General features: G+C 67.2%; 25 protein-coding genes. 10 read left to right on the top strand and 15 right to left on the bottom strand.

Annotated features, from left to right (window positions below; genetic code table 11):
• Window positions 1-2: 2 nt before the first annotated feature.
• From ACHQ4I_RS17755 to ACHQ4I_RS17735, 5 genes are read right to left on the bottom strand one after another with little or no spacing between them, the layout of a single operon-like run.
• Complete coding sequence (locus tag ACHQ4I_RS17755) at window positions 3-1070, bottom strand: 2Fe-2S iron-sulfur cluster-binding protein (protein ID WP_420772892.1); 1068 nt, start codon at window positions 1068-1070, stop codon at window positions 3-5.
• The gene (locus ACHQ4I_RS17750) at window positions 1067-1948 is read right to left on the bottom strand and encodes an SDR family NAD(P)-dependent oxidoreductase (RefSeq protein WP_420772891.1); all 882 of its coding nucleotides are present in this window, start codon (window positions 1946-1948) and stop codon (window positions 1067-1069) included. Before ACHQ4I_RS17750 ends, ACHQ4I_RS17755 begins: the two co-directional genes overlap by 4 nt.
• Window positions 1945-3486, bottom strand: coding sequence for a flavin-containing monooxygenase (locus ACHQ4I_RS17745; protein ID WP_420772890.1), 1542 nt, complete (start codon window positions 3484-3486; stop codon window positions 1945-1947). Before ACHQ4I_RS17745 ends, ACHQ4I_RS17750 begins: the two co-directional genes overlap by 4 nt.
• A 13-nt stretch (window positions 3487-3499) precedes the next feature.
• Window positions 3500-4372 (bottom strand): metal-dependent hydrolase, encoded by an 873-nt coding sequence (locus ACHQ4I_RS17740; RefSeq protein WP_420772889.1) that lies wholly within the window; start codon window positions 4370-4372, stop codon window positions 3500-3502.
• Window positions 4373-4406: 34 nt separating this feature from the next.
• A complete protein-coding gene (locus tag ACHQ4I_RS17735) occupies window positions 4407-5285 on the bottom strand; it encodes a metal-dependent hydrolase (protein WP_420772888.1) in 879 nt (292 codons plus the stop codon).
• 324 nt (window positions 5286-5609) lie between these two features.
• On the opposite strand from ACHQ4I_RS17735, the gene ACHQ4I_RS17730 reads away from it, so the two are divergent.
• Window positions 5610-6512, top strand: a complete 903-nt coding sequence (locus ACHQ4I_RS17730; RefSeq protein ID WP_420773088.1) for a S1C family serine protease — start codon at window positions 5610-5612, stop codon at window positions 6510-6512.
• Here ACHQ4I_RS17730 and ACHQ4I_RS17725 read toward each other — a convergent pair.
• Window positions 6509-7204 (bottom strand): TVP38/TMEM64 family protein, encoded by a 696-nt coding sequence (locus ACHQ4I_RS17725; protein WP_420772887.1) that lies wholly within the window; start codon window positions 7202-7204, stop codon window positions 6509-6511. The two genes, ACHQ4I_RS17730 and ACHQ4I_RS17725, sit on opposite strands and share 4 nt — an antisense overlap.
• A 175-nt stretch (window positions 7205-7379) precedes the next feature.
• Between ACHQ4I_RS17725 and ACHQ4I_RS17720 the strand changes: the two genes are divergently transcribed.
• Genes ACHQ4I_RS17720 through meaB form a run of 3 tightly spaced genes read left to right on the top strand, consistent with a single transcriptional unit; the run spans window position 7380 to window position 12573 of the window.
• Window positions 7380-9248 carry a methylmalonyl-CoA mutase family protein gene (locus ACHQ4I_RS17720; RefSeq protein WP_420772886.1) on the top strand — a complete coding sequence of 623 codons (1869 nt, stop codon included), beginning with the start codon at window positions 7380-7382 and terminating at the stop codon, window positions 9246-9248.
• Window positions 9248-11530, top strand: coding sequence for a methylmalonyl-CoA mutase (gene scpA / locus ACHQ4I_RS17715; protein ID WP_420772885.1), 2283 nt, complete (start codon window positions 9248-9250; stop codon window positions 11528-11530). The genes ACHQ4I_RS17720 and scpA overlap by 1 nt, the downstream gene beginning before the upstream one ends.
• Window positions 11531-11553: 23 nt before the next feature.
• Window positions 11554-12573, top strand: coding sequence for a methylmalonyl Co-A mutase-associated GTPase MeaB (gene meaB / locus ACHQ4I_RS17710; RefSeq protein ID WP_420773087.1), 1020 nt, complete (start codon window positions 11554-11556; stop codon window positions 12571-12573).
• Window positions 12574-12626: 53 nt separating this feature from the next.
• On the opposite strand, the gene ACHQ4I_RS17705 is transcribed toward meaB, so the two are convergent.
• The gene (locus ACHQ4I_RS17705) at window positions 12627-13235 is read right to left on the bottom strand and encodes a TetR/AcrR family transcriptional regulator (protein ID WP_420772884.1); all 609 of its coding nucleotides are present in this window, start codon (window positions 13233-13235) and stop codon (window positions 12627-12629) included.
• A 48-nt stretch (window positions 13236-13283) separates the two neighbouring features.
• Here ACHQ4I_RS17705 and ACHQ4I_RS17700 point away from each other — a divergent pair, with 48 nt between their 5' ends.
• Together ACHQ4I_RS17700 and ACHQ4I_RS17695 are read left to right on the top strand one after the other, a co-directional pair.
• Window positions 13284-13685 (top strand): nitroreductase/quinone reductase family protein, encoded by a 402-nt coding sequence (locus tag ACHQ4I_RS17700; RefSeq protein WP_420772883.1) that lies wholly within the window; start codon window positions 13284-13286, stop codon window positions 13683-13685.
• Between the two features lie 127 nt (window positions 13686-13812).
• Window positions 13813-14658: an oxygenase MpaB family protein gene (locus ACHQ4I_RS17695; RefSeq protein ID WP_420772882.1), complete on the top strand. Its 846-nt coding sequence runs from the start codon at window positions 13813-13815 to the stop codon at window positions 14656-14658.
• A 5-nt stretch (window positions 14659-14663) separates the two neighbouring features.
• On the opposite strand, the gene ACHQ4I_RS17690 is transcribed toward ACHQ4I_RS17695, so the two are convergent.
• Entirely contained in the window at window positions 14664-15158 is a 495-nt protein-coding gene (locus tag ACHQ4I_RS17690) for a MarR family winged helix-turn-helix transcriptional regulator (protein WP_420772881.1), read from the bottom strand.
• Window positions 15159-15274: 116 nt separating this feature from the next.
• On the opposite strand from ACHQ4I_RS17690, the gene ACHQ4I_RS17685 reads away from it, so the two are divergent.
• Window positions 15275-15916, top strand: a complete 642-nt coding sequence (locus tag ACHQ4I_RS17685; protein WP_420772880.1) for an NAD(P)-dependent oxidoreductase — start codon at window positions 15275-15277, stop codon at window positions 15914-15916.
• A 3-nt stretch (window positions 15917-15919) separates the two neighbouring features.
• Here the strand turns inward: ACHQ4I_RS17685 and ACHQ4I_RS17680 are convergent, their stop codons facing one another.
• Genes ACHQ4I_RS17680 through ACHQ4I_RS17670 form a run of 3 tightly spaced genes read right to left on the bottom strand, consistent with a single transcriptional unit; the run spans window position 15920 to window position 19096 of the window.
• The gene (locus ACHQ4I_RS17680) at window positions 15920-16801 is read right to left on the bottom strand and encodes an amidohydrolase family protein (protein ID WP_420772879.1); all 882 of its coding nucleotides are present in this window, start codon (window positions 16799-16801) and stop codon (window positions 15920-15922) included.
• The gene (locus ACHQ4I_RS17675) at window positions 16798-17844 is read right to left on the bottom strand and encodes a nucleoside hydrolase (protein WP_420772878.1); all 1047 of its coding nucleotides are present in this window, start codon (window positions 17842-17844) and stop codon (window positions 16798-16800) included. The genes ACHQ4I_RS17680 and ACHQ4I_RS17675 overlap by 4 nt, the downstream gene beginning before the upstream one ends.
• A 43-nt stretch (window positions 17845-17887) precedes the next feature.
• Complete coding sequence (locus ACHQ4I_RS17670) at window positions 17888-19096, bottom strand: FAD-dependent monooxygenase (RefSeq protein ID WP_420772877.1); 1209 nt, start codon at window positions 19094-19096, stop codon at window positions 17888-17890.
• Between the two features lie 102 nt (window positions 19097-19198).
• Between ACHQ4I_RS17670 and ACHQ4I_RS17665 the strand changes: the two genes are divergently transcribed.
• A complete protein-coding gene (locus tag ACHQ4I_RS17665; protein ID WP_420772876.1) occupies window positions 19199-19771 on the top strand; it encodes a TetR family transcriptional regulator in 573 nt (190 codons plus the stop codon).
• Window positions 19772-19835: 64 nt separating this feature from the next.
• Here the strand turns inward: ACHQ4I_RS17665 and ACHQ4I_RS17660 are convergent, their stop codons facing one another.
• On the bottom strand, window positions 19836-21182 hold the full coding sequence (locus tag ACHQ4I_RS17660) for a CoA transferase (RefSeq protein ID WP_420772875.1): 1347 nt from the start codon (window positions 21180-21182) through the stop codon (window positions 19836-19838).
• A gap of 44 nt (window positions 21183-21226) precedes the next feature.
• Here ACHQ4I_RS17660 and ACHQ4I_RS17655 point away from each other — a divergent pair, with 44 nt between their 5' ends.
• The gene (locus tag ACHQ4I_RS17655) at window positions 21227-22123 is read left to right on the top strand and encodes a dienelactone hydrolase family protein (protein ID WP_420772874.1); all 897 of its coding nucleotides are present in this window, start codon (window positions 21227-21229) and stop codon (window positions 22121-22123) included.
• 70 nt (window positions 22124-22193) lie between these two features.
• Window positions 22194-22952: a thioesterase II family protein gene (locus ACHQ4I_RS17650; protein ID WP_420772873.1), complete on the top strand. Its 759-nt coding sequence runs from the start codon at window positions 22194-22196 to the stop codon at window positions 22950-22952.
• Here the strand turns inward: ACHQ4I_RS17650 and ACHQ4I_RS17645 are convergent.
• The 3 genes from ACHQ4I_RS17645 to ACHQ4I_RS17635 are packed head-to-tail and all read right to left on the bottom strand — an operon-like array spanning window position 22892 to window position 25636.
• Entirely contained in the window at window positions 22892-23281 is a 390-nt protein-coding gene (locus ACHQ4I_RS17645; protein WP_420772872.1) for a DUF2784 domain-containing protein, read from the bottom strand. The two genes, ACHQ4I_RS17650 and ACHQ4I_RS17645, sit on opposite strands and share 61 nt — an antisense overlap.
• Window positions 23282-23327: 46 nt before the next feature.
• On the bottom strand, window positions 23328-24107 hold the full coding sequence (locus tag ACHQ4I_RS17640; protein ID WP_420772871.1) for an O-methyltransferase: 780 nt from the start codon (window positions 24105-24107) through the stop codon (window positions 23328-23330).
• 59 nt (window positions 24108-24166) lie between these two features.
• Window positions 24167-25636 (bottom strand): SDR family NAD(P)-dependent oxidoreductase, encoded by a 1470-nt coding sequence (locus ACHQ4I_RS17635; protein ID WP_420772870.1) that lies wholly within the window; start codon window positions 25634-25636, stop codon window positions 24167-24169.
• Between the last annotated feature and the right edge of the window lie 75 nt (window positions 25637-25711).

Raw genomic sequence — 25711 nt, 5'->3', positions numbered from 1 at the left:
CCCTATTGGTCGAAAACGATGTGTACTCGGGGGGATTCGGGGAGGGTTTGGCAGGCGAGGGTGAGGCCCTGGGCCAGTTCGTCGTCGATGAGGGCCTCATTCTGGAGCATCCGCGTTCGGCCCTGTTTCACGGAGCAGACGCAGGTGCCGCAGGCCGATTCCCGGCAGACGTAGGGTGCGTCGATCCCCTTGTCCAACAACAGGTCCAAGAGTTTCGTTCGCCTCGGCCAGTCGAAAGTGTGGGTCTGCCCGTCGATTTCGACTTGCAATACGGTGGAGTCACCGATGCTGCCAGCACTTCCCGCTCCCGGGCTCGGCATAGCGAATGTAGTTGTCTCCGAAGCGCTCTCGAACGGATTATGGTCCAGCGACCGATAGTCCTCACGATGCACGCGCCCCGGCGGCACCCGCAACATCGTGGCGGCGTGGTGGATCACATCGGTGAATCCGACCGGGCCGCATACATACCATTCACGTCGCGCATCCCGTCGCAAGAGGTCGGCAACGGCGGCGCCGGTCGGCCGACCCCGATCGGTCTCGAACCAGTGCACGATCCGCAGTCGACCGGGATACCGAACGGACATCTCCCGCAGCCGCCGCCCGAAGATCACCGACTCCCGATCCCGATTGGCATACAGCAGTAGAATTTTCGCGCGACCGGCGACCAGCATCGTCCGCATGATCGACATGATCGGGGTGATCCCGCTGCCGCCCGCGCAGAGCAGCGCATCGGAATCGAAATCGCGCGGTCCGAAGGTACCCGCCGGTTCCAGCACGGTGATGAGGTCACCGGCGGCGACGGTGTCGCACAACAGATTCGACGCATAGCCGCCGGCTGTACGTTTGACGGTCACCGCGAGCCGGTCGTCGCAGCGCGGACTGCTGCACAGTGAATAGCACCGCGCCACCGACCCGGTGCGGTCGCTGGGCACCTTCAGCGTGAGGTATTGACCCGGCCGATAGGCGAATCGATCCGCGAGATCGCCGGGAATGTCGAAGACCAGCGTGGCGGCGTCCGCGGTTTCGACGATGACCTCGGCGACCTTCACGACATGGGCGCGTGGGTTCATCTCGCCAGCGCCCGCCGACCGAGCCGCTCCAGCAGATCCACCGAGAGCGGTTGGGTTATCCGGCGATTCACACCCGGCGCGATTCGGAGCATGAAATAGCCGAGCCAGGCCTCGGCGCGCACCGGGACCACCGCGAGGTCGTAGCGCACGGCCCGCTGCGCCGCCCGCGCCACCAGATCCGGACTCAGCGGCGAGAACGGCAGCCTCGCCGCCACGTCCTGGACTCGACGCGCGATCTGCTTGCCGCGCTCGACCAGTTCCTGATCGACACCGACGGTGATCGCATGCTCGCCGATATTGGTATTGATCACCCCGGGACAGATCGCGCTGACGCCGATACCCTTGGGGCCGAACTCGAGTCGCAGACATTCGGTGAGCATATTCACCCCGGCCTTGGACACCGAATACGCCGACATCACCGGGGTCGGGGTGAAGGCGGCCGCCGAGGCGATATTGACGATATGACCGCGCCGGCCGCCCTCGATCATCTGCCGACCGAACACCCGGCAGCCGTGCACGACACCGAGCAGGTTGACGCCGAGCTGGCGGTCCCAGTCGGCCGGGGTCAGCTCCAGGAATGCGCCGCTGACCAGCATGCCCGCATTATTGACCAGCACATCGGGGATACCGTGGTCGGCGAGCACGTCCCGGGCGAAGGCCTCCCACGCGTCCGGATCGGTGACATCCAACCGCGCCGCAGAGGCCCGGAGCCCGCGCGCGTGGATCATCGCCTCGGTCGCGCGCGCGGTATCCAGATCCCGATCCGAGACCACGACATGGGCTCCGGCACGGGCGAATCGGATCGCGGTGGCTCGGCCGATGCCGCTGCCCGCACCGGTCACCACCACCAGCTCGGGCCTGTGTGTATCGAGTTTCATGCGGACTCCTCGAGCGCGGGATCGGTGCGGCGTGCGCTGACGCCATTGCCGTACTGGTAGTCGTTCAGGTCGAAATGTCGGTTCTGCCAGTACATCTCGCCGTGTGTCGAGGGACGGAACGGTGAATCGCCGTGGCTGTTGATGTAGTAGGTGTTCGAGCCGGCGCAGGTCGGGGTGAACAGGAAGTTCTTCTGTTGGCGGCGTAGACATTTCGCGAAGTACGCCGCATGCGCACTCTGGCTGATCTCGCAGACGGTCGCGCCGCGCCGCTTGGTCTCGGCGATGGCTCGGCTCAGATGTGCGGCCGTGGCCTCGATCATCCAGATATAGGAGCCGAGCACGAAACCGTAGGGGCCGGTGATGCTGAACATATTCGGGAAACCGGGCACCGAAACCCCGTGGTAGGCCTGGAATCGGTGCCGGTCCCAGAATTCGCCGAGATCGAGGCCGTCGCGCCCGAGCACCGGGAACGGTGGGACCGAATCCTTCTCCCACAGCTTGAATCCGGTCGCGCAGATCAGCACATCAACGTCGTGATGGATGCCGTCGTCGGTGACCACACCATGTTCGCCGATGAACCCGATCGGCTCGGTGACCAGGCTGACGTCCGGGCGATTGAACATCGAGAGGTAGTCGTTGGACATCGATGGCCGCTTGCAGCCGAGCCCGTATCGGGGCGTCAACTTGTCGCGGATGACCGGATCGTGCACCTGTGCCCGCATCCACCGCCGCACCGGTATTTCGGCCAACCGCCTGCCCGTATCGGTGAGCCAGCTCGGGCCGACCACCATGCCGCCCATTCCGACCTCGGTCGCGATGGTGCCCGCCAGGCGAATGCACGAGCGCAGCCACGGCCGCTCCAGGACCGCTCGGCCGATCCGGCCCACCGCCGCATCGGATTTGGGGAATACCCAGATCGGCGTGCGCTGGAAGACGGTCAGATGCGCCACCTCATCGACTATCGCGGGCACCAATTGCAGCGCCGTCGCCCCGGTGCCGATCACCGCGACCCGTTTGCCCGCCAGCGCGACATCGTCGTCCCACAGCGCGGTGTGCATCAGCGTGCCGCCGAAATCGTGCAGGCCGGCAATATCGGGCATCTTCGGGCGTTCCAGGCCGCCGACGGCCATCACCACATAGCGCGTGGTGATGGATCGCCCGCTATCGGTGCCGAGCAGCCAGATGCTGTCCTCGGCGTCGAAAACCGCCGAGACGATCGTGGTGTTCAGCCGCAACTTATCGCGCAGCCCGTATTTGTCGACCATCTGATCCGCGTAGTCGCGTAACTCGTTGCCGGGTGCGAAGATCCGCGACCAGTCACCGCGCTGCTCATAGGAGAAGCTGTAGATGAACGACGGAATATCCACGGCGACACCGGGATAGGTGTTGGCATGCCAGGTGCCGCCGACCCGATCCCATTTGTCCACGATGACGAAGTCGTGAATGCCCTTGTGCTGCAGCGCGATGGCCGCACCGATACCGCCGAATCCGGCGCCGACCACGACCACCTCGTGGTCGGGGGAGTGTTGTCCGGTCATGAGCTGGCTCCGCCTATCTGACCCGGTCGAGTAATTCGCCGTCGGCGCCGAAGAGTTCGCGCTGCCATCGGCGTACCAGCGGTTCGGTGTCGAGGTCATCCGGGTGGAAGCCCGGACGCAGGTATTCGCGGACCTCGGCGGTGAGTCCCTTCACCAGCGGACCGCGCAGTACCGCGATGCTCTGGCGGGCCACTTCGATCGGCCGCCAAGCCGACGGATCGGTGAGGATCGACAACAGCACCACCGCCGAAACCAGTGGAATGGCACCGACATACGGGAAGATCATCAGCCCGATCCGCATCCGCTCGGTGCCGCCGACGGCCCGGTACACATCGAAGGCGACGGATTTGTGCTCCAGTTCCTCCAGCGCGTGCCAGTTGAGCAGGTTGCGTACCTCCTGATCGGCCGGAAGCGCTTGCAGCTCAGGGCTGCTCAGCACACGGCGCGCGAGCATGGCCGTGTAGTGTTCGGCCGCCGCGGTTCCGGCCAGATGCAGCCGGGCGGGGATCAGCCGCTCCGCGCGGATGATGACGCGCTCGCGCCAGCTGTCGGCGGGAAAATTCGGAATCCGCACCAGCACATAGCCCATCTGGACGAGCTTGTCGTTGAGCACGCGGTGTTGCTGTCCGTGCATAGCCTCCTGGCCGATGAAGCCCGCCACCCGCTTCTTCAGCGCCGGATCGGTGATCTGGCCCGAGACCCGCCGCACCGACCGGATGAAGGACTCCTCGCCCGGTGGAAAGGCCGAGGACAGCAGGGCGGTCAGATGACTCATCACGATGTCGTCCTCGACATAGTGTTTGCGCATCGGGGCGGGATCGCCGAACCGGAACCGCATGCGGCGCACCCTCGGATAGCCGCCGTTGGATTTCACGCTGGTAGCCATGTGAATCTCCGTTGATTCAAGGGGTATTCGGTTATTACTTCAGGTGATCGACGAGCACGCCGTCCGCGCCGAACAGCTCTTTCTGCCAGCGCTGCAGCAGTTCTCGGGTATCGATATCGTCCGGGTGGAACCCGGGACGCAGATACACCGCGAGTTCGCGGCCGATGCCCTTGAAGATCGGACCGCGGAACAGCGTGTACGCCTCGCGGGCCAGCGTCAGCGGGTGCTGCCTGGCGTGCGGGTCGCGTCCGAGTGACAGGCCCATCGTGACCGCGGTGAGAGGAACCGTCAGTGCCAGCAGGGTGGCCATGGTGAGGATGCGCATGGCCTCGGTGCCGCCCACGCTGCGGTACACGTCGAACGCCACCGACTTGTGCTCGACCTCTTCGAAAGCGTGCCAGTTCAACAGGTTTCGGACCTCATCGTCGCCCGCCAGCGCCTGGATCTCCGGTGTGGTCAGCACCCGGCCCGCGAGCACCGTGGTGTAGTGCTCGGCGGCTGCCGTGGCCGCCAGGTGCAGCTTGTCGGGCAGCCGCGCTTCGATGCGCATCTGCCGCTCGATCGCGGTCGGGGCGTCCACCCATTCGATGCGGTAGCCCATATCGACCAGCTTCTCGTTGAGCCGCCGATGTTCCTGGCCGTGTGTCGCCTCCTGGCCGATGAAGCCGGCGACCCGCTTCTTCAGCCCCGGATCGGTGATCTGATCGGCGAATTTGCGGACCGATCTGATGAACGACTCCTCGCCGGGCGGGAAGCCCGCCGAGAGTCCGGCGATGAAATGGCTGAAGACCATATCGCCGTGCGCGAAGTACTTCGACATGGGCTCCGGCTCACCGAAGCGGAAGGCGATTCGTCTGGCCTTGGGATATCCGGGGGTGGTGCGGCCCTTTGCCCGCACAGTCTGCTCCGTCATAGCGCACCTCATTGGGCTCGATACCGTGGGTATGCGGTACTACTAGTACGATACCGTCTGAGACGGTTGAGGCAAGACCCTTGCGCGGATTGATACCAACACGCCGTTCCGGACGCGCGGGCTCGGACGCCATCGTCGGACGAATCCGGTTGCGCCTGTGGCGAACACGGTGCACGGGCCGTTGCGGCGGGGCATGCTGGAGACGGCGCCCTCGAATCGAGTGCGCGCCCGATGAGCAGGATGGTGGTCAGCGTGGACGACGAGTCGGTCCCGTTGTCGGGTCGGGGCGACGCCGCACGACAACACAACCTGGACGAATCCGCGATGGACGCGTACTCGCGCACCGTCGTCGCGGTGGCGGCGTCGGTCACCCCGCATGTGGCGAGCGTGCGGACCAGGCGGGGGAGCGGATCCGCGGTGGTCTTCACCGACGACGGATTTCTGCTGACCAATGCCCATGTGGTCGGCTCGGCGGGCAGCGGTGATGTCGTCTTCGCCGACGGCGTGGAGTCACGCATCGATATCGTCGGCGTCGACCCGCTGTCGGATCTGGCGGTGCTGCGGGCCCGCGGCGGCGCCCCGGGCGCGGTCGTCCTCGGCGATGCCGACAAGTTGGTGGTCGGACAGTTGGTGGTGGCGGTCGGGAGCCCGCTGGGGTTGGCGGGCTCGGTGACCGCGGGCGTGGTGAGTGCGCTCGGCCGCGCGGTCCCGGTCGCCTCCCGTCGCGCCGGACGGGTGATCGAGGACGTGATCCAAACCGACGCTGCCCTGAACCCCGGCAATTCCGGTGGCGCGCTTGCGGATTCGGCGGGTCGGGTGGTCGGCGTCAATACCGCGGTGGCGGGAGTTGGTCTGGGCCTTGCGATCCCGATCAACGCCACCACCCGCCGCATCATCAGCACCTTGCTGAAGGACGGCCGAGTCCGCCGCGCCTACCTCGGCCTCGTCGGCGTCCCCGCCCCGCTCCCCGCATCCGTCGCCGCCCGCACCGGCCAGCACGCCGGTGTCCGCATCGTCGAAGTGGTCCGCGGCGGCCCCGCCGACCACGCGGGCCTGCGCCGCGGCGACCTGGTCCTCAGCGTCGCCCGCTCCGAAGTCGCCGACGCCCAGGGCATCCAACGCCAACTCTTCGGCGACGCCATCGGCGTCTCCATGCCCGTGACGGTATTGCGCAACGGCGCCATGGTCGACGTATTCGCCATTCCCATCGAACTGACCGTCGACTAGCGCTGCGCGATCGGGGCTGGTGCCGCGGTGGTGGGTTCCGTGGTCAGCTCGTGAGTTCGCGACCAGCGGGCATCGACGACGAGTCCGATGATGCCGATGGCGATCAGGATCCCGGAGACCACGAGCATGCCGGGGTGGGTGTTGCCGGTGAGGGCGTCGCCGAGGATGACGGTGCCGATGGTGCCCGGGAGGATGCCGATGACGGTGGCGATCATGTAGGGCCAGAAGCGGATCGAGGACAGGCCGCAGCAGTAGTTGATGACCGAGAAGGGGGCGAAGGCGATCAGCCGCAGCGAGCCGACGGCGAGCCAGCCGCGGCGTTCGAGGCGCTCATCGATGGAGCGCACCGCCGGGTGGGTGAGGTGGGCGGCGACGCGGTCGCGGTCGAGGGCGCGCACGAGCAGAATGGCCAGTGCGGCGCTCACGGTGGTGGCGGAGGCGGCCAAGACGATGCCGAGGGCCGGGCCGAAGAGCACGCCCGCACTCACCGTCAGCACCGTTCGCGGCACCGGCGCCACCGTGACCAGCGCGTGGACCACGAAGAACAGCAGTGGGAAGACCGGGCCGACCGAGGTGGCCCAGTCCTGCAGCTGCTGTGGTGTCGGCAGCGGAACCAGCATGGCCGCGATGAACAGCGCCGCGCCGCCGACGAGCAGGGCGACGACGCGTGGGTCACGGATCAGCCGGTTCACCCGGGTCAGGTTACCGGTTGGTAGTGGCGGCCACGGTCAACCGGCTGCGGCGCTGCCGCTAGCATCAAAAGAAACGGGACGAATGCTCGTTAACTGATGTGCTCGCTGAGCTGGGCGAATGCAACAGTTTCGGGCGCACACGGGGTGTGCGTCGAGGAGAAGAGGAACAGCAGCTATGCCGATTGCTTCAGAGCCGCTGGCCGGAGCGGAGCGACCAGACGTTCCCGACTACGCCGCATGGCGTAAGGGCGTGGCCGGGGTGCTCGCGAAGGCCCGTCGGGTCGACGTCGCCGAGCTTCCTGAGGAGCCCGAGAAGCTGCTCGAGGAGAAGACCTACGACGGGCTGACCATCGCCCCGCTGTACACCCGCCGCGATGAGCGGGCCGAGTTGCCGCTGCCGGGCGAGTATCCGTTCGTGCGTGGCCGCGACGCCACCCGGGACGTGCACCGCGGTTGGTATGTCAGCGCCTTCGTCGGCGCGGCAGCTGGCGCCGCGGCCAATCGCGAGATCCTGGCCGGTCTGGAGAACGGGATCAGCGCGCTGTGGCTCGGCGTCGGCGAGCGCGGTGTGCCGGTGGCCGAACTGCCCGCGGCACTATCCGGTCTGTTGTTCGAGCTGGCGCCGCTGACCATCGATGCCGGGACCGCGGTTTCGGCTGCGGCGCAGCAGGTGTTCGCGGTGCTGGACGGCTACCAGGTGGCCGACCGGTCCGGTATCCAGGTGGCGCTCGGCGCCGCCCCGCTCACCAGCCGCTTCGCCGGAACCGCCGATGTCGAGCTGGCGGAGGCGATCACCTTGGCCGGTGCGGCGGTGACGCGACCGGAAACGGTGCGTGCTATCACGGTGGACGGCACCGTCTTTCACAATGCGGGCGCCTCGGACGCACAGGAACTGGGTGCCGCGGTGGCCGCGGGTCTGGCCTATCTGCGCGCGCTCACCGAGGGGCAGGACATCGCGGATGCCTTCGAACAGTTGGAGTTCCGCTTCGCCGCGACCGACGACCAGTTCGCCACCATCGCGAAATTCCGTGCGGCCCGCCAGCTCTGGGCCCGCGTCGCGCATGTGTGCGGAGCACCCGACTTCGGCGACGCACCGCAGCACGCGGTGACCTCGGCGGCGATGATGACCCAGCGCGATCCGTGGGTGAATATGCTGCGCACCACCCTGGCCGCATTCGGCGCGGGTGTCGGTGGCGCGGATACGGTTACCGTGCTGCCCTTCGATTCGGCACTGCCGCCCGGCGAACTCGGCGTCTCGAAGTCCTTCGCGGACCGCATGGCTCGCAATACTCAGCTGCTGTTGCTCGAGGAGTCGCACCTCGGTCATGTGCAGGATCCGGGCGCTGGCTCCTGGTATGTCGAGGATCTCACCGCCGCGCTCGCCGCAAAGGCGTGGGAGTTCATGCAGGAGATCGAGGCCGCCGGCGGGTATCCGGCCGCACTGGATTCCGGACTGCTCGCCGAGCGGATCGCCGCCACCCGATCGGCCCGGGATGCCGATGTGGCACACCGCAAGACGGCGGTCACCGGCGTGAACGAATTCCCGAATCTGGCCGAACAGCCGCTGTCGGAAGCCGCGCGACAGACCGGGCAGGTGGCACGCTACGGCGCCGCCTTCGAGGCGCTGCGCAACCGCTCGGATGCCTACCTCGCCGCCAACGGTGCGCGCCCGCGTGCGCTGCTGGTGCCGCTCGGCACGGTGGCCGAGCACAATGTGCGGGTGACGTTCATCGCGAACCTGCTGGCTTCCGGCGGCATCGAAACGCTGCATCCGGGCCCGCTGGAGGTGGCCGGAATCGGTGCGGCCGCAACGGAATCCGGAGCGGCGATCGCCGTACTGTGTGGTTCGGACAAGCGTTATGCCGAACAGGCGGGTGCGGCCGTCGAACAGTTGCGCGCCGCCGGAATCGAGACGGTGCTGCTGGCCGGTGCGGAGAAGGCCGTGGCCGAACTGAGCGAGGCGCAGCGCCCGGACGGCTATCTCGCGGCCCGCATCGATGCGGTCGCCGCACTGTCCGACCTGCTGGAGAAGGTGGGAGCCTGATGACACTGAGTCATATCGACAAGCCGGATGCGGTCGAGCATCTGATCGGCAGTTTCGCCGAAGTGCCGCTGGCCGAGCATCCGGCGGAACCCGCCGAGGTGGACGCCACGCAGGTCGACGCCTACGTGCGCACGGCGGCCGAGGCGAACAACTACACCCCCGAACAGCTGGTGTGGTCGACGCCCGAAGGTATCGACGTGCCACCGGTTTTCACCAAGGCCGATCGCGATGCCGTTGCGGCCGAGGGGTATCCGCTCGACAGCGTGCCGGGTATCGCGCCGTTCCTGCGCGGTCCGTATCCGACCATGTATGTCAACCAGCCGTGGACCATCCGCCAGTACGCGGGCTTCTCCACCGCCGCGGATTCGAATGCCTTCTATCGTCGCAATCTGCAGGCGGGCCAGAAGGGGCTGTCGGTCGCCTTCGACCTGGCCACGCACCGCGGATACGACTCCGATCACCCGCGCGTGCAGGGCGATGTCGGTATGGCCGGTGTCGCCATCGACTCCATTCTCGACATGCGTCAGCTCTTCGATCACATTCCGCTGGATCAGGTCTCGGTGTCGATGACCATGAACGGCGCGGTGCTGCCGATCCTTGCGCTGTATGTGGTCGCGGCCGAGGAACAGGGCGTCGCACCGGAACAGCTGGCCGGAACCATTCAGAACGACATTCTGAAGGAGTTCATGGTCCGCAATACCTACATCTATCCGCCCAAGCCCTCCATGCGGATCATCTCCGACATCTTCGCCTACACCAGCGCGAAGATGCCGAAGTTCAACTCGATCTCCATCTCCGGCTACCACATTCAGGAGGCCGGAGCCACGGCCGACCTGGAGCTTGCCTACACCCTCGCCGACGGAGTCGAGTACATCCGCGCGGGTATCGCCGCGGGTATGGAGGTCGACAAGTTCGCGCCCCGGCTCTCGTTCTTCTGGGCCATCGGCATGAACTTCTTCATGGAGGTCGCCAAACTCCGTGCGGGACGGCTGCTCTGGAGCGAACTGGTCGCGAAATTCGAGCCCAAGAGCGCGAAATCGCTCTCGCTGCGCACCCATTCGCAGACCTCCGGATGGTCGCTGACCGCGCAGGACGCGTACAACAATGTGGCGCGCACCTGCATCGAGGCCATGGCCGCGACCCAGGGCCACACCCAGTCCCTGCACACCAACGCCCTCGACGAGGCCCTGGCACTGCCCACGGACTTCTCCGCGCGCATCGCCCGCAATACCCAGCTGCTGATCCAGCAGGAGTCCAACACCACCCGGCCGATCGATCCATGGGGCGGTTCGTACTACGTCGAATGGCTCACCCACCAGCTGGCCAACCGTGCCCGCGCGCACATCGCCGAGGTGGAGGCGCACGGCGGTATGGCGCAGGCGATTTCGGAGGGCATCCCGAAGCTGCGCATCGAGGAGGCCGCCGCCAGGACCCAGGCGCGGATCGACACCGGCCAGCAGCCGGTGATCGGCGTCAACAAGTACCAGGTGGAGGAGGACCACGAGGTCGAGGTCCTCAAGGTCGAGAACTCGCGGGTGCGCGCCGAGCAGATCGAGAAGCTGCGGCAGCTGCGCGCTGACCGCGACCCCGAGGCAGTGCAGCGGGCGCTGAACGAATTGACCCGCGCCGCGGCCTCTTCCGAAGGCGGCATGGAGAACAATCTGCTCGCCCTGGCGATCGACGCCGCGCGCGCCAAGGCCACCGTCGGCGAGATCTCCGATGCGCTGGAGAAGGTCTACGGCCGCCACCAGGCCGAGATCCGTACCCTCTCCGGTGTGTACCGCGACGAGGCCGGGAAGGTGACCAATATCAGCAAGGCGATCGAACTCGTCGAGGAGTTCGCCGAGGCGGAGGGCCGTCGACCGCGCATCCTGGTCGCGAAGATGGGCCAGGACGGGCACGATCGAGGTCAGAAGGTGATCGCCACGGCCTTCGCCGACCTCGGCTTCGACGTCGACGTAGGCCCGCTGTTCCAGACCCCGGAAGAGGTGGCGCAGCAGGCGGCCGATAACGACGTGCACGTCGTCGGTGTGTCCTCGCTGGCGGCTGGCCACCTCACGCTGGTGCCCGCCCTGCGGCAGGCACTGGCCGATGTCGGGCGACCCGACATCATGGTCATCGTCGGCGGCGTCATCCCGCCCGGTGACTTCGAGGAGCTGTACGCGGCCGGTGCGGCGGCGATTTTCCCGCCCGGCACCGTGATCGCCGATGCCGCGATCGATCTGCTGAAGAAGTTGGCGGGCGAGCTCGGTCACGAGATCGGTGGCGGCAGCGGCCAATGATTTCAGCATCCCGCAGCGATCCCATGGGGGGTGGTGGTCGGGCCACGGGCGGGCGGCAGCGCGTCATTGATATAGACGCACTCGCGCAGGCGGTTCGCTCCCAGGAGCGGGCCGCCTTGGCGCGGGCCATCACTCTGGTCGAGTCGACCAGGGCCGATCATCGGGAGCTGGCGCAGCAACTGCTGCTGAAGCTGACCCCGCCGACCGATACCGTCACCTCGAATCGTGTTGGTATCACCGGTGTTCCGGGCGTCGGCAAGTCGACGTTCATCGACGCGCTCGGCATGGATCTGATCGGTAAGGGGCATCGGGTGGCGGTGCTGGCCGTCGACCCGTCCTCCACCCGCACCGGCGGCTCCATCCTCGGTGACAAGACCCGCATGGCGCGATTGTCGTTGGAGCGCAACGCCTATATCCGTCCGTCACCGACCGCGGGCACTCTCGGCGGCGTCGCCAAGGCGACCCGCGAGACCATCGTGCTGCTCGAGGCCGCGGGCTACGACGTGATCCTGGTGGAGACGGTCGGGGTCGGCCAGTCCGAGGTGACGGTCGCGAATATGGTCGACGTCTTCTGCTTTCTCACCCTGGCCCGCACCGGAGATCAGTTGCAGGGCATCAAGAAGGGTGTTCTCGAGCTCGCCGACCTGGTCGCGGTCAACAAGGCCGACGGCAAACACGAGATGGAGGCGAAGGCCGCCGCCCGCGAGCTGGCCGGGGCGCTGCGCCTCATCCATCCGCACGACGCGCTGTGGCGCCCACCGGTGCTCACCATGAGCGGCCTGCAAGGCCATGGGCTGGACAAGTTCTGGGACACCGTCCTCGAACACCGCCGGGTACTCACCGAGGCGGGCGAGTTCGCCGAAAAGCGCCGCCGCCAGTTGGTCGACTGGACCTGGACCATGGTGCACGACCAACTCCTGCGCCGCCTCGCGGAGAACTCGAACGTCAACGCCATTCGCGCCCAAGTGGAGAAACAGGTGCGCGAGGGTACGCTGACCGCCGCGCTGGCGGCCGAACAGATTCTCGACGCCTTCGATAGCTGAGCGTCAGTGGCGACAACCCGCAGCCAGCGCGGCTGCGAGTTGTCGCCTCGCACTCACTCGAACGGATAGACGGCGGCGAGTTGGGCGGCCAGCGCCCAGGCGAGTTCGGCGGCACCTTCGGCCTGTAGGGCGTTGGGCTGGAACAGGATTCGATACCACAGCACGCCGAAGGCCTGCTCGACGGCCAGTTCGATCGAGGCCGCGCCGGGGATCTCGCCGCGCGATCGGCTCTGTTCGATGACCTCGGTCAGTGCCGTTCGGCGGCGGGCGAGGAATTCGCCGAGGGCTTGTTCGAGATTCGAGTCGTCCTGGGCGGCGATCACGGCGGCGATCAGGGCTTGACGGTTGCGTTCGGCGTGCGCGGCGGCGAAGGTCTCGCGGAGGAAGATTTCGAGATCCCCACGCAGGCTACCGGTATCGGGGATCGCGACGGCCTGTTCGGCCGAGTGGACCAGCGCGTCCAGTAGGACCGCGTCCTTGGACGGCCACCAGCGGTAGATGGTCTGACGGCCGACGCCCGCGTGCGCCGCGATGCGGTCCACGGTGACCCCCGAACTCCCGTGTGTGGCAAGAAGTTCGGCGGCAGCGGTCAGGATCGCCGCGCGCGCCGCCGCATTGCGGCGGGATCCGGTGTGTGCGCGCGTGCTCGCGTTTTCGGCCATGACCAATGCTACCTTGACGAGACTGTCAGTCTCGACAACACTCGAACCATGACATCACCGGCTAAGAATTCCTGGCGGCTGCGTCTCGATCACGCCTTCCACCGCCGCCTCGCCAACCCGATCACCACGCGCATGCGCGATCAGATCCTGCTGGAGACCACCGGCCGCAAGTCCGGCGAACCGCGGCGCACCCCGGTCGGCGGGAAGGTAGTGGGGGAGCAGTTCTGGATGGTCTCCAACCATGGCGAGCACTCCGACTACGTGCGAAATATCAAGGCGGACCCCGCCGTTCGGGTCCGCATCGACGGCCGTTGGCACAGCGGCATCGCCCACCCGCTGCCCGACGACGACGCAACGGCCCGCCTGGCCACCCTCCCGCGCATGAACAGCGCAATGGTGCGCGCCTTCGGCACCAACCTCCTGACCATCCGCATCGACCTGACCGACTGAACCCCGGTAGCCGAACCAACACAGTCGCCGCGTCTAACGAGTCGTCAACAAGACTGAGGCAAGCGTTGATTCACTGTCTCAGTCGCCTTACCGTGGTGGGACAACAGCGTGGTTGTGGGAGGTTTCGATGAGTCGTTCCGAATCGTTGCTGCGGCGGTACGCGGCGGATATGCGTTCGCTGCTGCCCGGTACTGCGGCCGGGGTGATGCAGTTGATGTATCCGCAGCTCGGTGCGGGAGTGGAGGAGCATTCGGACTTCTTCAACGAACCATTCGAGCGCATTACCCGATCGGTGCCGCAGATCTGGGCGACCATCCTGACGCCCGAGGGCACCGAACGCGCCCACCACATCCGGGATCTGCACCGTGGTATCGGCGGCGTCGACGCGCGCGGGCGTCGATACCACGCGCTGCAGCCGGAGACCTTCTGGTGGGCGCATGCCACGTTCACCTGGGAGATCTTCCGGTCGGTCCAGTTCTTCCATCCGGAGACGCTGACCGTCGCCGAACAGCAGCGTCTGTATGACGAGAGCGTCGAATGGTACGAACGCTATGGTGTCAGCACCCGCCCCGTGCCACCGAATTACGCTGCGTTCCAAGCGAAATTCCGCCACATCTGCACCGAGGTGCTGGAGCTGACCCCCTCGGCGGCCCGGGCATTGCATATCGCCGAGCGCGGCGCGGGCAACCTGAATGTCGTACCCATGGCGCCGGACCGGCTGGGGCGCGCCGCGGGAGTCGTGCTCTCACCCCCGCTGCGCCTGCTCACCTACGGCTGCCTCCCCGAGGTGGTGCGCGATCGCTTCGAAATCCCCTGGGGCAATGCCGATTCCGCCGCCTTTGCCGCGATGTCCACCGCGCTCGCCCAGGGCGGTCGCATCGTCCCGAATCGCATGAACCACTGGGGTCTGCGCACCGCACTGCGCGTGGTCGGTGCCGGCACTCGCGCCGACCGCTACCGCCCCGCGGCTTAGTCGCGTCAGACCGAATCGCCGAGGGCCTCCAGCAGGGTGCGCAGGGCCGTCGCCAGTTGGTCGCGTTGGCCGGGGGTGAGGGGTTCGAGTAGGCGCGCTTCGGTGGCGACGTGGTCGGGGAGGGCCGCGTCGATGAGGTCGCGGCCGGGTTCGGTGAGGGTTACCTGGATGCCGCGGCGGTCGTATTCGCTGCGGCTGCGGGTGACGAGGCCGCGTTCCTCGAGGCGGTCGAGGCGCTGGGTGACCCCGCCCGAAGTGATCATCGCCGAGCGCATGAGTTCGGTGGGGGTGAGGGCGTGGGGTGGATCGCTGCGGCGCAGGGTGGCGAGTACGTCGAAGGAGGCGGCGTCGAGTCCGTGTGCGGCGAAGGTTTTGCGCAGTTCGGCGCCGACGACCTGGGACAGTCTGGTCAGCCTGCCGAGCACGGCCATCGGCGAGACGTCCAGGTCTGGGCGCTGGGTGCGCCATTGATCGAGGACCCGTTCGACATGATCGGTCACGTCCGCAGCCTAGCGAATATCTCAGCGGTGAGGTATCTCATAGCGGGAATTGCTTAACGCTAAGCTATGTTCCTTAGAGCTAAGCAATCGATATTCTCGATGAAAGGCGAATCATCATGCGTATCACCGTGTTCGGAGCAGCGGGCGATGTAGGCAGTCGGGTAGTGGCCGAGGCGCTGGAGCGCGGGCACGAGGTCACGGCGGTGGTGCGCGATCCCGCGCGGGCCGGTGCGGTGCCCGCCGCGGCCGCCCTGCGCACGGGTGATGCCGCGAATCTCGATGATGTCGTATCCCTCAGTGCGGGCCAGGATCTGGTGATCACCGCGACCCGTCCCGCACCCGGTCGCGAGCACGAACTCCCCGCGATCACCTCGGTGCTCTTGACCGGTCTGGCGCGCACCGGCGTCCGCTTGCTCGTAGTCGGCGGCGCGGCAACTCTGCTCATGCCTGGTTCGGCGGCGGTGACGTTGCACGAAAGCCCGGATTTCCCGGTCGAATTGCGTGCCATCGCGCAGGCCTGCGCCGATCAATTGGCCATCTGCCGCGCCGAAACCGCCACCGACTGGACGTATCTGAGCCCACCCGCCGAACTGGTGCCGGGACCGCGCACCGGCAGTTACCGCGTCGGCGCGGACGAACTGCTCACCCGCGCCGACGGCGTCTCTGCCATCTCCATGGCGGATTTCGCGGTCGCGCTGCTCGACGAGGCCGAGCGGCCCGCGCACCGGCGGACCAGGTTCACCGTCGCGTCGGCCTAGGAATTACTGGATCTCGAAGAGCCGAGCGGCATTTCGGTAGCAGACCTGTTGTAGCCAAGAGTCGCCCAAGTCGAGGCGTTCCAGCGCGAAGATCGAATGACCATAGGAATACGGGATATTCGGGAAGTCGCTGCCGAACAGAATCCGGTCGCCGAAGTCGCGCAACCTACCGTGCTCCGAGGTGGGGAACGGCGCATTCGCCTCAGAGAAGTCGGTCCACACCATCGTCGTGTCCAGGTGCACGTCCGGGTAGTCCTGTGCCAGATCCAGGAATTCGGAATACTCGGGTGTGCCCATATGCGCGATGATCAGCCGCAGGCGCGGAAAGCGCTGCAGCAGACCGGCAATGGGCTCCGGACCGGTGTATTCACCGGGCGCCGGTCCGGAGCCGCAGTGGATCAGCACCGGTATCCGCGCGTCCTCGAGCATGCCCCACACCGGATTCAGCAGCGGATCACCGGGATGGAAGTCGCCGACCTGCACATGGACCTTGAATATCCGCGCACCGCGTTCGATGGCCGCCTCCACGTAACTGTCGGCGTGATGTTCGGGATAGAACGTCGCGGTGTGCAGGCAATCCGGGGTGCGCTCGGCGAAATCGGCGGCCCATTCGTTGAGCCAGGCCGCCATATCCGGTTTGTGCGGATACACCAGCGAGGTGAAAGCGCGAACACCGAAGCCGCGCAATGTCTTCAACCGGACCTGCTCATCGTCGCGGTAAGCGATCGGCCACTCCCGCCCGACCAGCGGACCGGCCGAATCGAAGTACGCCCACACCTTGGCCATGACCTGCTCCGGCATGAAATGGGTATGGACGTCGATGATTCCGGGCAGGCCGAGCCGGGTGCGGAAGTCGGCGAGGTAGGTATTGTCGTCGTCGGTCATCGGGCCCCTTCCCGCGGATAGACCGAACGGGCGAAGTCGCCGACCCTGCCGATCAACCGCTCGAAGAACACGTCCGGATCGGTACCGATCACGATGTCCGCGTTGGGTTGCCGGCCCCACATGCCGGCCCAGTCCGCCACCGTCGTGGCGCGGGTGATGGTGCCGACGAGTTCGACGTCGACCGTCGCCGGTCGGATGCTGGCGAGTCCGGGATCCAGCGCGACGGCCGCCGCGAACGGGTCGTGCATATGCGCGAGATAGCCCTGGTCGTAGAGCTTGTGGAAGTCGAAGTAGAACCGGACCGCATCGGTGAGATGGCGCACGATGGGATTGCTCGTCGCAGACCTGGCCTCCGGCGGGTCGGTCTCCGAAACCGTTTCGACGGGAAGGCTTCCCGCGCGCTCGGCGAGCAGCGCCAGATGCTTGGGCCGCATCTCGATGGTTTCGGTGATATCGAGCGCGCACACGATCGGCCGTCGATCGGCGGGGGCGGCGGAGAAGGCGTCGAAGACCTCCTTGGCCGCCTCCGGGTCCACGTGCACATTCCACTCGTTGGTCGGAGTGGTGTTGCCGGGATGATTGAAGGCCCCGCCCATGATCACCAGCCGCCGCAGTAGCAGCGGAAGTCGCGGCTCGAGCCGAAGGGCGAGCGCGAGATTGGTCAGCGGTCCGGTGCAGAGCCCGACGATCTCGCCGGGAGCCGCACGCACCAGATCGACCCACATCTGGGCGGCGGACCGGGCCGATAGCGAACGAGCGGACTCCGGCAGCTCCGCATAACCGACGCCCTGCGGCCCGTGCGTGTCCTCGGTGGTGCGCAACGGGATCGCCAGCGGTGCCGAGGCGCCGAGCGCGACCTCGATGTCGGGGGCTCGGCACACATCCAGCCAGGCGAGATTGTTCGCCGCCACCCGCGGCGCGGGCACATTACCCGCGGTGGCGGCGATGCCGACGATCTCGGCCTCCGGGGAGGCGAGCAGATACAGCAGCGCGAGTGAATCATCGATCCCGGTATCGACGTCCATGATGATCTTTTGCCGCATTACCCGAGCCTAGCGAGCCGATGCCGCTGCTCCGCCGCGAGGTTCAGTAGGAGGGCAACTCGTAGTCGTCGGTGTCGGTCATCATCCGCATCATCACCGGCCGGAGCAGTCGCGAGGTCATCAACCGCATGCTGACGTGCGCCATCCGTGTGCCGATGCGCGAGGTGGGCAGCATCATCTTGATGCCACCGCCGGGCAGTTCCTTGGCCTTGTCCAGGAACGGCGTGACGATCTCCGCATAACGCGTCAGCGCCGTCGCGAGATCGTCGGGAGCGGCGGCGATTTCACCGGCCAGGACGTACGCACCGACGATGGCCATGGCGGTGCCCATACCGGTCATCGGGGAACCGCAGAAGCCGGAGTCGCCGAGCAGGGTGACCCGGCCGGTGGACAGCGATGGCATATCGACGCGGGCCAGCATGTCGAAATAGAAGTCCGGGGTCGTGCTCATCGCGTCCAGTACGGCGGGCGTCTCCCACCCCGCCTCGGCCAGCATGTCGTGGATGAGCCGCTGCTGCGCGGCCACATCGCGGCGCAGCGCCGGATCGGCGTCGGTGCGCACGGTGATGATCGCCTTCGAGGTGGCCGGATCGGCATCGGGGCGAATCGCGACCGCGGCGCGGGGCACCGTATGCATCTTGAACCAGCCCGGCTCGGTTCCGGCGGGCGTAGGCATGGTGAAGAAGGACATGTAGCCACCGAGATAGGTGACGAACTGTTCCTCCGGACCGAAGGCGAGTTGCCGGGTCGCCGAATGCACTCCGTCGGCGCCGACGACCAGATCGAAGCGTTCGGTGCGACCGGACGCGAAGGTGACCTCGACCCCGGTGTCGTCCTGGTGCAGCGCTTCGATCCAGTCGCCGTAGCGGTAGTCGAGTTCGCCCGCCGTGCTGGCCAGTTCGGTGAGCAGCACCTGGTTCAAATCGCCTCGGGTGATTTCGATCTCGGCCACCGGACCCTTGCCCTCGAACATCTCCGCGGGCATCCTGGCGAACTCCCGGCCGTGCTCGTCGACGTAGGCCATGCCGCGTTCGTCGAGCTGATATTTGCGGATGCCCGGCATGAGTCCCATCCGCTCGGCGACATCGCGGCTGGGCCCGCGCAGGTCGACGGCCTGACCGCCGGGGCGCGGCGTGGCGGAGCGCTCCACGACGGTGGTGCGGATGCCCGCGCGCAGCAGTTGCAGCGCCAGCGCGTTGCCGGCGATGCCGCCGCCGCTGATGAGGATGTGGAGTGCGTTGGTGGTGCTCATGACCGGGGCCAATCTGTCGGACGAATGTGTTAGACGTATGTGTAACACATGTTGGCACGAACGTCTAGTACAAATGTCTAACCCAAGTGTAGGCTGGACCTCATGGGAAACCGTGAAGACCTATTAGCGGGGGCGCGTAAGGCCATCATCGAACGCGGCGTGGCGAAGACGACCGCCCGCGATATCGCCGCGGCCGCGGGGGTGAGCCTGGCCGCCATCGGCTATCACTTCGGGTCCAAGGATCGGCTGATCACCGAGGCGCTGGCGGAGGCCCTCGGCACCGATATCGGCGACCGGATGGAGGCGCTGATCCGCGACGGCGCCGGTCAGCCGCCGCTGGCGGCATTCGCGCGGATGTGGAACGAGATGCCGCAGGTCTTCGAGGACAACCGCGAAGGCATGCTGGCGAGTCTGGAGAATCTGGTGCGCGTCGCGCGGACGCCGGAATCGCAGACGTTCATGTCCGAAAGTCTCACCGGCGCATACGACGATATCGGTCGAGCGCTGGCTGAATCCCGTCCGGACCTCGACGCGGACACCGCTCAGGCGATCGCCGAGCTGTATTTCGTACTCACCCAGGGACTCGGCATCCTGTGGACGATCACCCGTGGCGACAACCTGCCCGACGGCGCGCGACTGGCCAAGGCCATTGCGGCCCTGGCCGGCGAGCCCTGACCGGTCAGCACCGATCCGACTGCTGTCCGGCTCGCCGCCGGTGGCCACCAGCGGGCCGCGAGTGCTATCGCGTGGGCAATGGCCAAGTAGGTCGGTCAGCGCCGTACCGCGGTGCGGGCCAGGCGTAGTCGGGATATTCGGCGAGCACCGGCGCCGCGGTGGTCACATTGCCGTTCCTGACCGCCGCCAGCGGGCTCGGCGGTGCGGCCTGCGGATGACGCGGGGTGCGGCCGGATGCGGTGAGCAGCCAGGATGCGGTGCGCGCCAACGCGACTCGGACATCGCGCCCGATGCCGTCATGGGCACGGGCGACGAGCGCATCGATCACACCGGCGGCCAGCAGGTAGCCGGAGGCGTGATCGAGCGCCTGCGCGGGCAGCGCCCCCGGCACCGCGGGCGCGCCCTCGATGATCGAAATGCCGGCCGCGGCCTGCACGATGCTGTCGAAACCGCGGCGCCGACCCCAGGGGCCGGATTCGCCCCACGCGGATATCCGGCCGTGCACGAGGCCGGGACGGCGAGCGGCGGTGAGCCCGGCATGTTCGAGTGCACCGGGCCGATATCCGGTGATCAGCACGTCGGCGGCGGCGAGCAGGTCATTGACCAGCGGCAGCTGCCCGCGCAGATCGAGCAGCGTGGAGCGTTTGCCCTGGCAGGTGTCGTGATACTGCCAGGGGATCTCGGGTAGCCGCGGCGGGTCGATCCGCAGCACCTCGGCGCCGAGCAGTGCCAGCGTTCTGGTCGCCACGGGTCCGGCGATCACGCGTGTCAGATCGAGCACCCGGACGCCACGCAGCGGCTGCAACGGCGACGCGCCGATCGGCAACCCGATCTCGCCGCGATCGATTCGGGCGTCGATCGCCACCAGTGGACCCGATGCGGCGGCCTGGCCCTGCGGACTGGCCGCCCATTCCTCCTCGGTGCGCACCTGGACCGCGATCGCGCCGTGCGCGGCCGCGAGTTCCTCGATATCGCTGGCGCGGCTCATCGCCATGTGCGCGACCGCCAGATCGACGGGTGCCTCGGCGGGCAGTCCGAGCGCGCCGAGCAGTCTCGCGCGATGGTGCGGATAGTTGGCGTGTGTGCGCACCCAGCCGTCGAAGGTCGGGAAGAACCCGGACAGATCGGCGAATATGGCAGGGGCCGCACCGCCGATGCGCAGCAGACGCTCACTGGAGAAGGCGGCGGTGATCCGGTCCGGATCCAGCCGGTGCAGCACCGGGTTCAGCTGGTGTGCCTCCCGTATGCGGTTCGCCGCCGCCGTCACCGCGGCCACCGATCCGGCGGCCAGCGCCCAAACCGGCAGCGTCGCAGCCAAACAGCCGCCCGGATCGGCGGATGGGGTGGTGTCGGAGGCGGGGACACCGATTCCGGATTCGTAGTCGCGGACCAGCTGTTCGTGCGCAATCACGAGACCGAGAGTAGTTGTTGTGACGCAGTAGTAGGGTCGGGGCCATGACGCCGCTGCAGCGTTACATCGCCGAGGAGATCGCCACCGACCATGCCGACGGATTGATCGGCCGCCGGGAAGCATTGCGCCGACTAGGGATGCTGGGCGTCGGCGCCACCGCCGCGGTCGCTTTGTTGGCCGCCTGCTCGCGTGGTGGCGATCACGCGAACTCCTCGTCCACCGCCTCGACATCGTCGGCGCCGCCGGGTGTGAGCGGCGCGGTCGCTACCACTGCGGTCACCTTTTCCGGCCCTGGCGGTCGTCCTCTACAGGCCGCATGGGCGGCCGCGGCGCAGCCGCGGGGCGGTGTGCTGGTCATCCACGAGAACAAGGGACTCACCGACCATATCCGTTCGGTGACAGGACGTTTCGCGGGCGCCGGATACTCCGCGCTGGCCGTCGACCTGCTGTCCGAACTCGGCGGCACCGCCGCGTTCACCGATCCGGCGGCGGCCACCGCCGAACTCGGCAAGATCGCGCCGCAGCAGTTCATCGGCGATCTGCAGGCCGGAATCGCCGAACTGGAACGCCGGGTGCCGGGGAAGAAGGTGGGCGCCACCGGGTTCTGCTTCGGGGGCGGACTGGTCTGGCTGCTGCTGTCGGCGGGCACCCCGGAACTCGCTGCGGCGACACCGTTTTACGGACCCTTCCCGGAAAACGGGGAGCTGTCCGGCTCGAAGGCCGCGGTGCTCGGGATCTACGCCGCCAAGGACGAGCGGGTGATCGCCTCGCGCCCCACCGCGGAAGCGGCGCTGGAGCGCGCTGGCCTCACCCATGAGATCTATGTCGCCTCGAATGCCGACCACGCCTTCTTCAACGACACCGGCCCCCGCTACAACCCGGCGGCCGCCGCCGAGGCATGGCATCGGGTCTTGGATTGGTACGGAACATATCTCGGCTGAACGCTGCTGTTTACCCGCCGATTCCGGTATCGGCGGGTGCGGAATGCTTTTGACGGAGAAGGAGATCGACGTGGGCAGAGCCATTGTCGCGACGGACTGGCTGCGGGTGCTGCGGGCGCATCCCGCGCCGCGCCACCAGCTGCTGTGCTTCCCGCCGGGCGGTGGTTCGGTTACCGCGTATCGCGCGCTGGCCGAATGTTTCGACGACGGCATCGCCGTCGCGGCCGTCCAGTATCCGGGTCGGCAGGACCGGCTCGGTGAGCCCGCGCTCGACGATATGGACACCCTCGCCGATCGGATCGTGGACGAGGTGCTGAATCAGGGTCCGGTGCAGCGACTTTCGCTGTTCGGTCACAGCATGGGCGCGACCGTGGCCTTCGAAACCGCACGCCGCCTGGAGCGCAAGGGGCAAACGCTCACCACGCTTTTCGTATCCGGTCGTCCCGCGCCGACTTTCGTCGAGGAGGGTCGCCTACACCTCGGTTCCGACGACGACCTGATCGGCGACCTGGAGCGCCTGGCAACCGATCCCGCGTCGGTCCGGATCCTGCGCGAGGAACCCGGCCTCGCCGAACTGGTGCTGCCAGCCGTGCGCAGCGACTACCAGACCATCGAAACCTACCGCTACCTCGAGGGCGCCCCGCTGTCCTGCGATGTCTCGGCGCTGGTCAGCACCGAAGATCCGACCATGTCACCGGAACAGGCCGAACAGTGGCGCGAGCACACCCGCGGCTCGTTCGAGCACACTGTCTTCCCCGGTGGCCACTTCTACCTCGACGATAAGGTCTCCGAGGTCGCCGACCTCATTGCCCGGACCCTCCGTAGGTAACCTGCCCAGGACACCAGCACGCACACCGCGACCAACGCGCGTACCAACCCCAACGCGTTCTCCGGATAGATCACCCCGGTCAAATAGTGGTCGATGAACCCGCTCGGCGGGAGCCCGGCCACACCCGCCCGATGCCGCGCCCAATTCTCCAAATTCGTGAGCGGACAGTCGAATCCGAACAAAACCGTGCTGAACCCCCACCCGAATGCGATCAGATGCAGCCAAATGGTGCGCGGCCATCGCCACGCCACGAACCCGCCGACCACCACATACGCCACGAACACGAAATGCACCGCGGCAGCGGCATCGGCCAGCAGCCGGTACAGCATATTGCCAGCGTAGTCGCGGGATGCGACTCCGGTCGCGGCTCCGACGTCAGCCGAGGTATTCGGACTCCAGCACCAGGTCGGTGAGCAACGACTGATATTCGAGGTGCGTCTTGTGCTCGATGGTCCGCCATTCGGTGCCCTCGCGCTCGCTCATATAGCGCCGATATCCGGGTGCGCCGGGCACCTTCACATTGTCGGCCACCACGATCGAACCCGGGTGCAGCCATCCGGCGGCCATGATCGACCGCAGGTCCGGCAGATAGGCGGACTTCAAATGATCGATGAACAGGAAATCCAGTGCGCCGCGGCCGAAGTCGTGGTCGACGGCGAGTCGGCGCAGTGTCGCCCCGCCGTCACCGATCTTGCCTTCGACCACCGTGACCCGCTCGCTCAGACCCGCGTGGTCGAGGACCGCCCTGGCGATGGCGGCATTGGCGGAGCTCGCCTCCACCGAGACCAGACGCGCCTCGGGCGGCATCACCCGAGCCGTCCGCAACGCACTGTAGCCGCAGTATGTGCCGAGTTCGAGCAGCAGTCGCGGCGCTGCGCGCCGGATGGCGGCATCGAGGATCAGGCCTTTCTCATCGCCGATATTCATCAGCACGCTGCGATTGCGCGCGAAGTAGTCGACGGCGGCGATCACGCTGTCGATATCGCCCGCGGTCGCGGTGGCGCGGACGTGATCCAGCAATGCCTGCTCCCGCCCGTCACCGACCTGGCCGGTGCGCAGCACGTTGCGCCCGCCGAGTGCGAACCGGATCACCGACCAGCGCAGGAACGGAAGCCGATCGCGCAGTGTCGCGCCGAGCCCACCGGATGCGGTCACAGCAGCCCTCCAATCCTCGTAGCGATATCACCGCGATTCTGCTCGCCGCGAGGCCGTTTTCACCAGGGTGAGGGTTGGTAGTCCTTGAGGAAGCAGCCGTAGAGGTCGTTGCCGGTTTCGCCCTGGATGATCGGGTCGTAGACGCGCGCGGCGCCGTCGACCAGGTCGAGGGGAGCGTGGAAACCCTCCTCGGCGAGGCGGACCTTGGTGTAGTGCGGCCGTTCGTCGGTGATCCAGCCGGTGTCGACGGCGGTCATCAGGATGGAATCCTCTTCGAACATTTCGCGGGCGCTGGTGCGGGTCAGCATGTTCAGTGCCGCCTTGGCCATATTGGTGTGCGGGTGGCCCGCACCCTTGTAGGCGCGGGAGAACTGGCCTTCCATGGCGGAGACGTTCACGACGTACTTGCGGCGGGCCGCGGCGGCGGCCATGGCCGGGCGCAGCCGGGAGACCAGGATGAACGGCGCGACCGAATTGCACAGCTGAACCTCGAGGAGTTCGGTCGGGTCCACCTCGGCGACGGTCTGCACCCAGCTGTTGGTGTGCGCCAGATCCGGTACCAGACCACCGGCGTCGATCGCGATGCCGCGCGAAATGCGTTCCGGCGTGGCCGAGCCCGCGACGAGCGCCAGTTCGGCGACATCGGCGGAGGACAGGGTCGGGGTCAGCGAGGCGGTGAGCGCGGTGGGGTGCGCCTGCATAGTCTTGCCGAAGGTCACCACATCCGGCAGCGCGCCCGCGGGCAGCGGACCGGATTCGGCGTCGACCAGCGCGCTGTAGGCGCCGGGGGAGCGGCGCACGGTCTGGGCGGCATTGTTGATCAGAATGTCGAGCGGACCCTGTGCCGCGACATCGTCGGCGAGCGCGACGACCTGGGCCGGATCCCGGAGATCGATGCCGACGATGCGCAGGCGGTGCAGCCAGTCGGCGCTGTCGTCCATGGCGGCGAAGCGGCGGATGGCGTCATTGGGGAAGCGGGTGGTGATGGTGGTGTGCGCACCATCGCGCAGCAGCCGCAGCGCGATGTACATGCCGATTTTGGCGCGACCGCCGGTCAGCAGGGCGCGACGGCCGGTGAGATCGGTACGAGCGTCCCGTTTTGCGTGACTGCTCGCCGCGCAGTCCGGGCACAGCTGGTGATAGAACGCGTCGACCCGGGTGTAGCGCTGTTTGCAGATATAGCAGGGCCGCGGCCGGATCAGGGTGCCCGCGCTGGCGCCCGCCGCATTCGAGGTCAGTGGAATGCCCGCGGTCTCGTCATCGATCCGATTCGGCGATCCGGTCGCGGTCGCCGAAACCACCGCTCGGTCCGCCTCGGCGACCGCATCCCTGGCCTCGGTCCGGCGGCGCTGCTTGAGCTTCTTGAACATGTGGCCGACGGCGCGCTGCACCGCGATCGAATCCGGGTCGTCCTTGTCCAACCGCCCGGCCTGTTCGAGCACCCGCAGGCAGATCGCCAGCTCATCGGGGTCGATGGCGGGGCCGCTCGGCGCTGGTGCGGTAAACGTCGACGCGGTGTTCTCGGCCATCGGAATGCGGGTTTGTCCTTCGTGAAACAGGGAGGTTGACCCAGTCATTGTCGCATTCGCGGTTACGACCGGTCG

This window comes from Nocardia nepalensis, assembly GCF_048910785.1.
GTDB lineage: Bacteria > Actinomycetota > Actinomycetes > Mycobacteriales > Mycobacteriaceae > Nocardia > Nocardia nepalensis.
This window is presented reverse-complemented; position numbering and strand designations above follow the sequence as displayed.

Bases quoted from the DNA above. Each gene is read 5' to 3' on its own strand.
- ACHQ4I_RS17755 (WP_420772892.1), bottom strand. From the start codon at position 1,070: ATGAACCCACGCGCCCATGTCGTGAAGGTCGCCGAGGTCATCGTCGAA.
- ACHQ4I_RS17750 (WP_420772891.1), bottom strand. From the start codon at position 1,948: ATGAAACTCGATACACACAGGCCCGAGCTGGTGGTGGTGACCGGTGCG.
- ACHQ4I_RS17745 (WP_420772890.1), bottom strand. From the start codon at position 3,486: ATGACCGGACAACACTCCCCCGACCACGAGGTGGTCGTGGTCGGCGCC.
- ACHQ4I_RS17740 (WP_420772889.1), bottom strand. From the start codon at position 4,372: ATGGCTACCAGCGTGAAATCCAACGGCGGCTATCCGAGGGTGCGCCGC.
- ACHQ4I_RS17735 (WP_420772888.1), bottom strand. From the start codon at position 5,285: ATGACGGAGCAGACTGTGCGGGCAAAGGGCCGCACCACCCCCGGATAT.
- ACHQ4I_RS17730 (WP_420773088.1), top strand. From the start codon at position 5,610: ATGGACGCGTACTCGCGCACCGTCGTCGCGGTGGCGGCGTCGGTCACC.
- ACHQ4I_RS17720 (WP_420772886.1), top strand. From the start codon at position 7,380: ATGCCGATTGCTTCAGAGCCGCTGGCCGGAGCGGAGCGACCAGACGTT.
- scpA (WP_420772885.1), top strand. From the start codon at position 9,248: ATGACACTGAGTCATATCGACAAGCCGGATGCGGTCGAGCATCTGATC.
- meaB (WP_420773087.1), top strand. From the start codon at position 11,554: ATGGGGGGTGGTGGTCGGGCCACGGGCGGGCGGCAGCGCGTCATTGAT.
- ACHQ4I_RS17705 (WP_420772884.1), bottom strand. From the start codon at position 13,235: ATGGCCGAAAACGCGAGCACGCGCGCACACACCGGATCCCGCCGCAAT.
- ACHQ4I_RS17700 (WP_420772883.1), top strand. From the start codon at position 13,284: ATGACATCACCGGCTAAGAATTCCTGGCGGCTGCGTCTCGATCACGCC.
- ACHQ4I_RS17695 (WP_420772882.1), top strand. From the start codon at position 13,813: ATGAGTCGTTCCGAATCGTTGCTGCGGCGGTACGCGGCGGATATGCGT.
- ACHQ4I_RS17685 (WP_420772880.1), top strand. From the start codon at position 15,275: ATGCGTATCACCGTGTTCGGAGCAGCGGGCGATGTAGGCAGTCGGGTA.
- ACHQ4I_RS17680 (WP_420772879.1), bottom strand. From the start codon at position 16,801: ATGACCGACGACGACAATACCTACCTCGCCGACTTCCGCACCCGGCTC.
- ACHQ4I_RS17675 (WP_420772878.1), bottom strand. From the start codon at position 17,844: ATGCGGCAAAAGATCATCATGGACGTCGATACCGGGATCGATGATTCA.
- ACHQ4I_RS17670 (WP_420772877.1), bottom strand. From the start codon at position 19,096: ATGAGCACCACCAACGCACTCCACATCCTCATCAGCGGCGGCGGCATC.
- ACHQ4I_RS17665 (WP_420772876.1), top strand. From the start codon at position 19,199: ATGGGAAACCGTGAAGACCTATTAGCGGGGGCGCGTAAGGCCATCATC.
- ACHQ4I_RS17655 (WP_420772874.1), top strand. From the start codon at position 21,227: ATGACGCCGCTGCAGCGTTACATCGCCGAGGAGATCGCCACCGACCAT.
- ACHQ4I_RS17645 (WP_420772872.1), bottom strand. From the start codon at position 23,281: ATGCTGTACCGGCTGCTGGCCGATGCCGCTGCCGCGGTGCATTTCGTG.
- ACHQ4I_RS17635 (WP_420772870.1), bottom strand. From the start codon at position 25,636: ATGGCCGAGAACACCGCGTCGACGTTTACCGCACCAGCGCCGAGCGGC.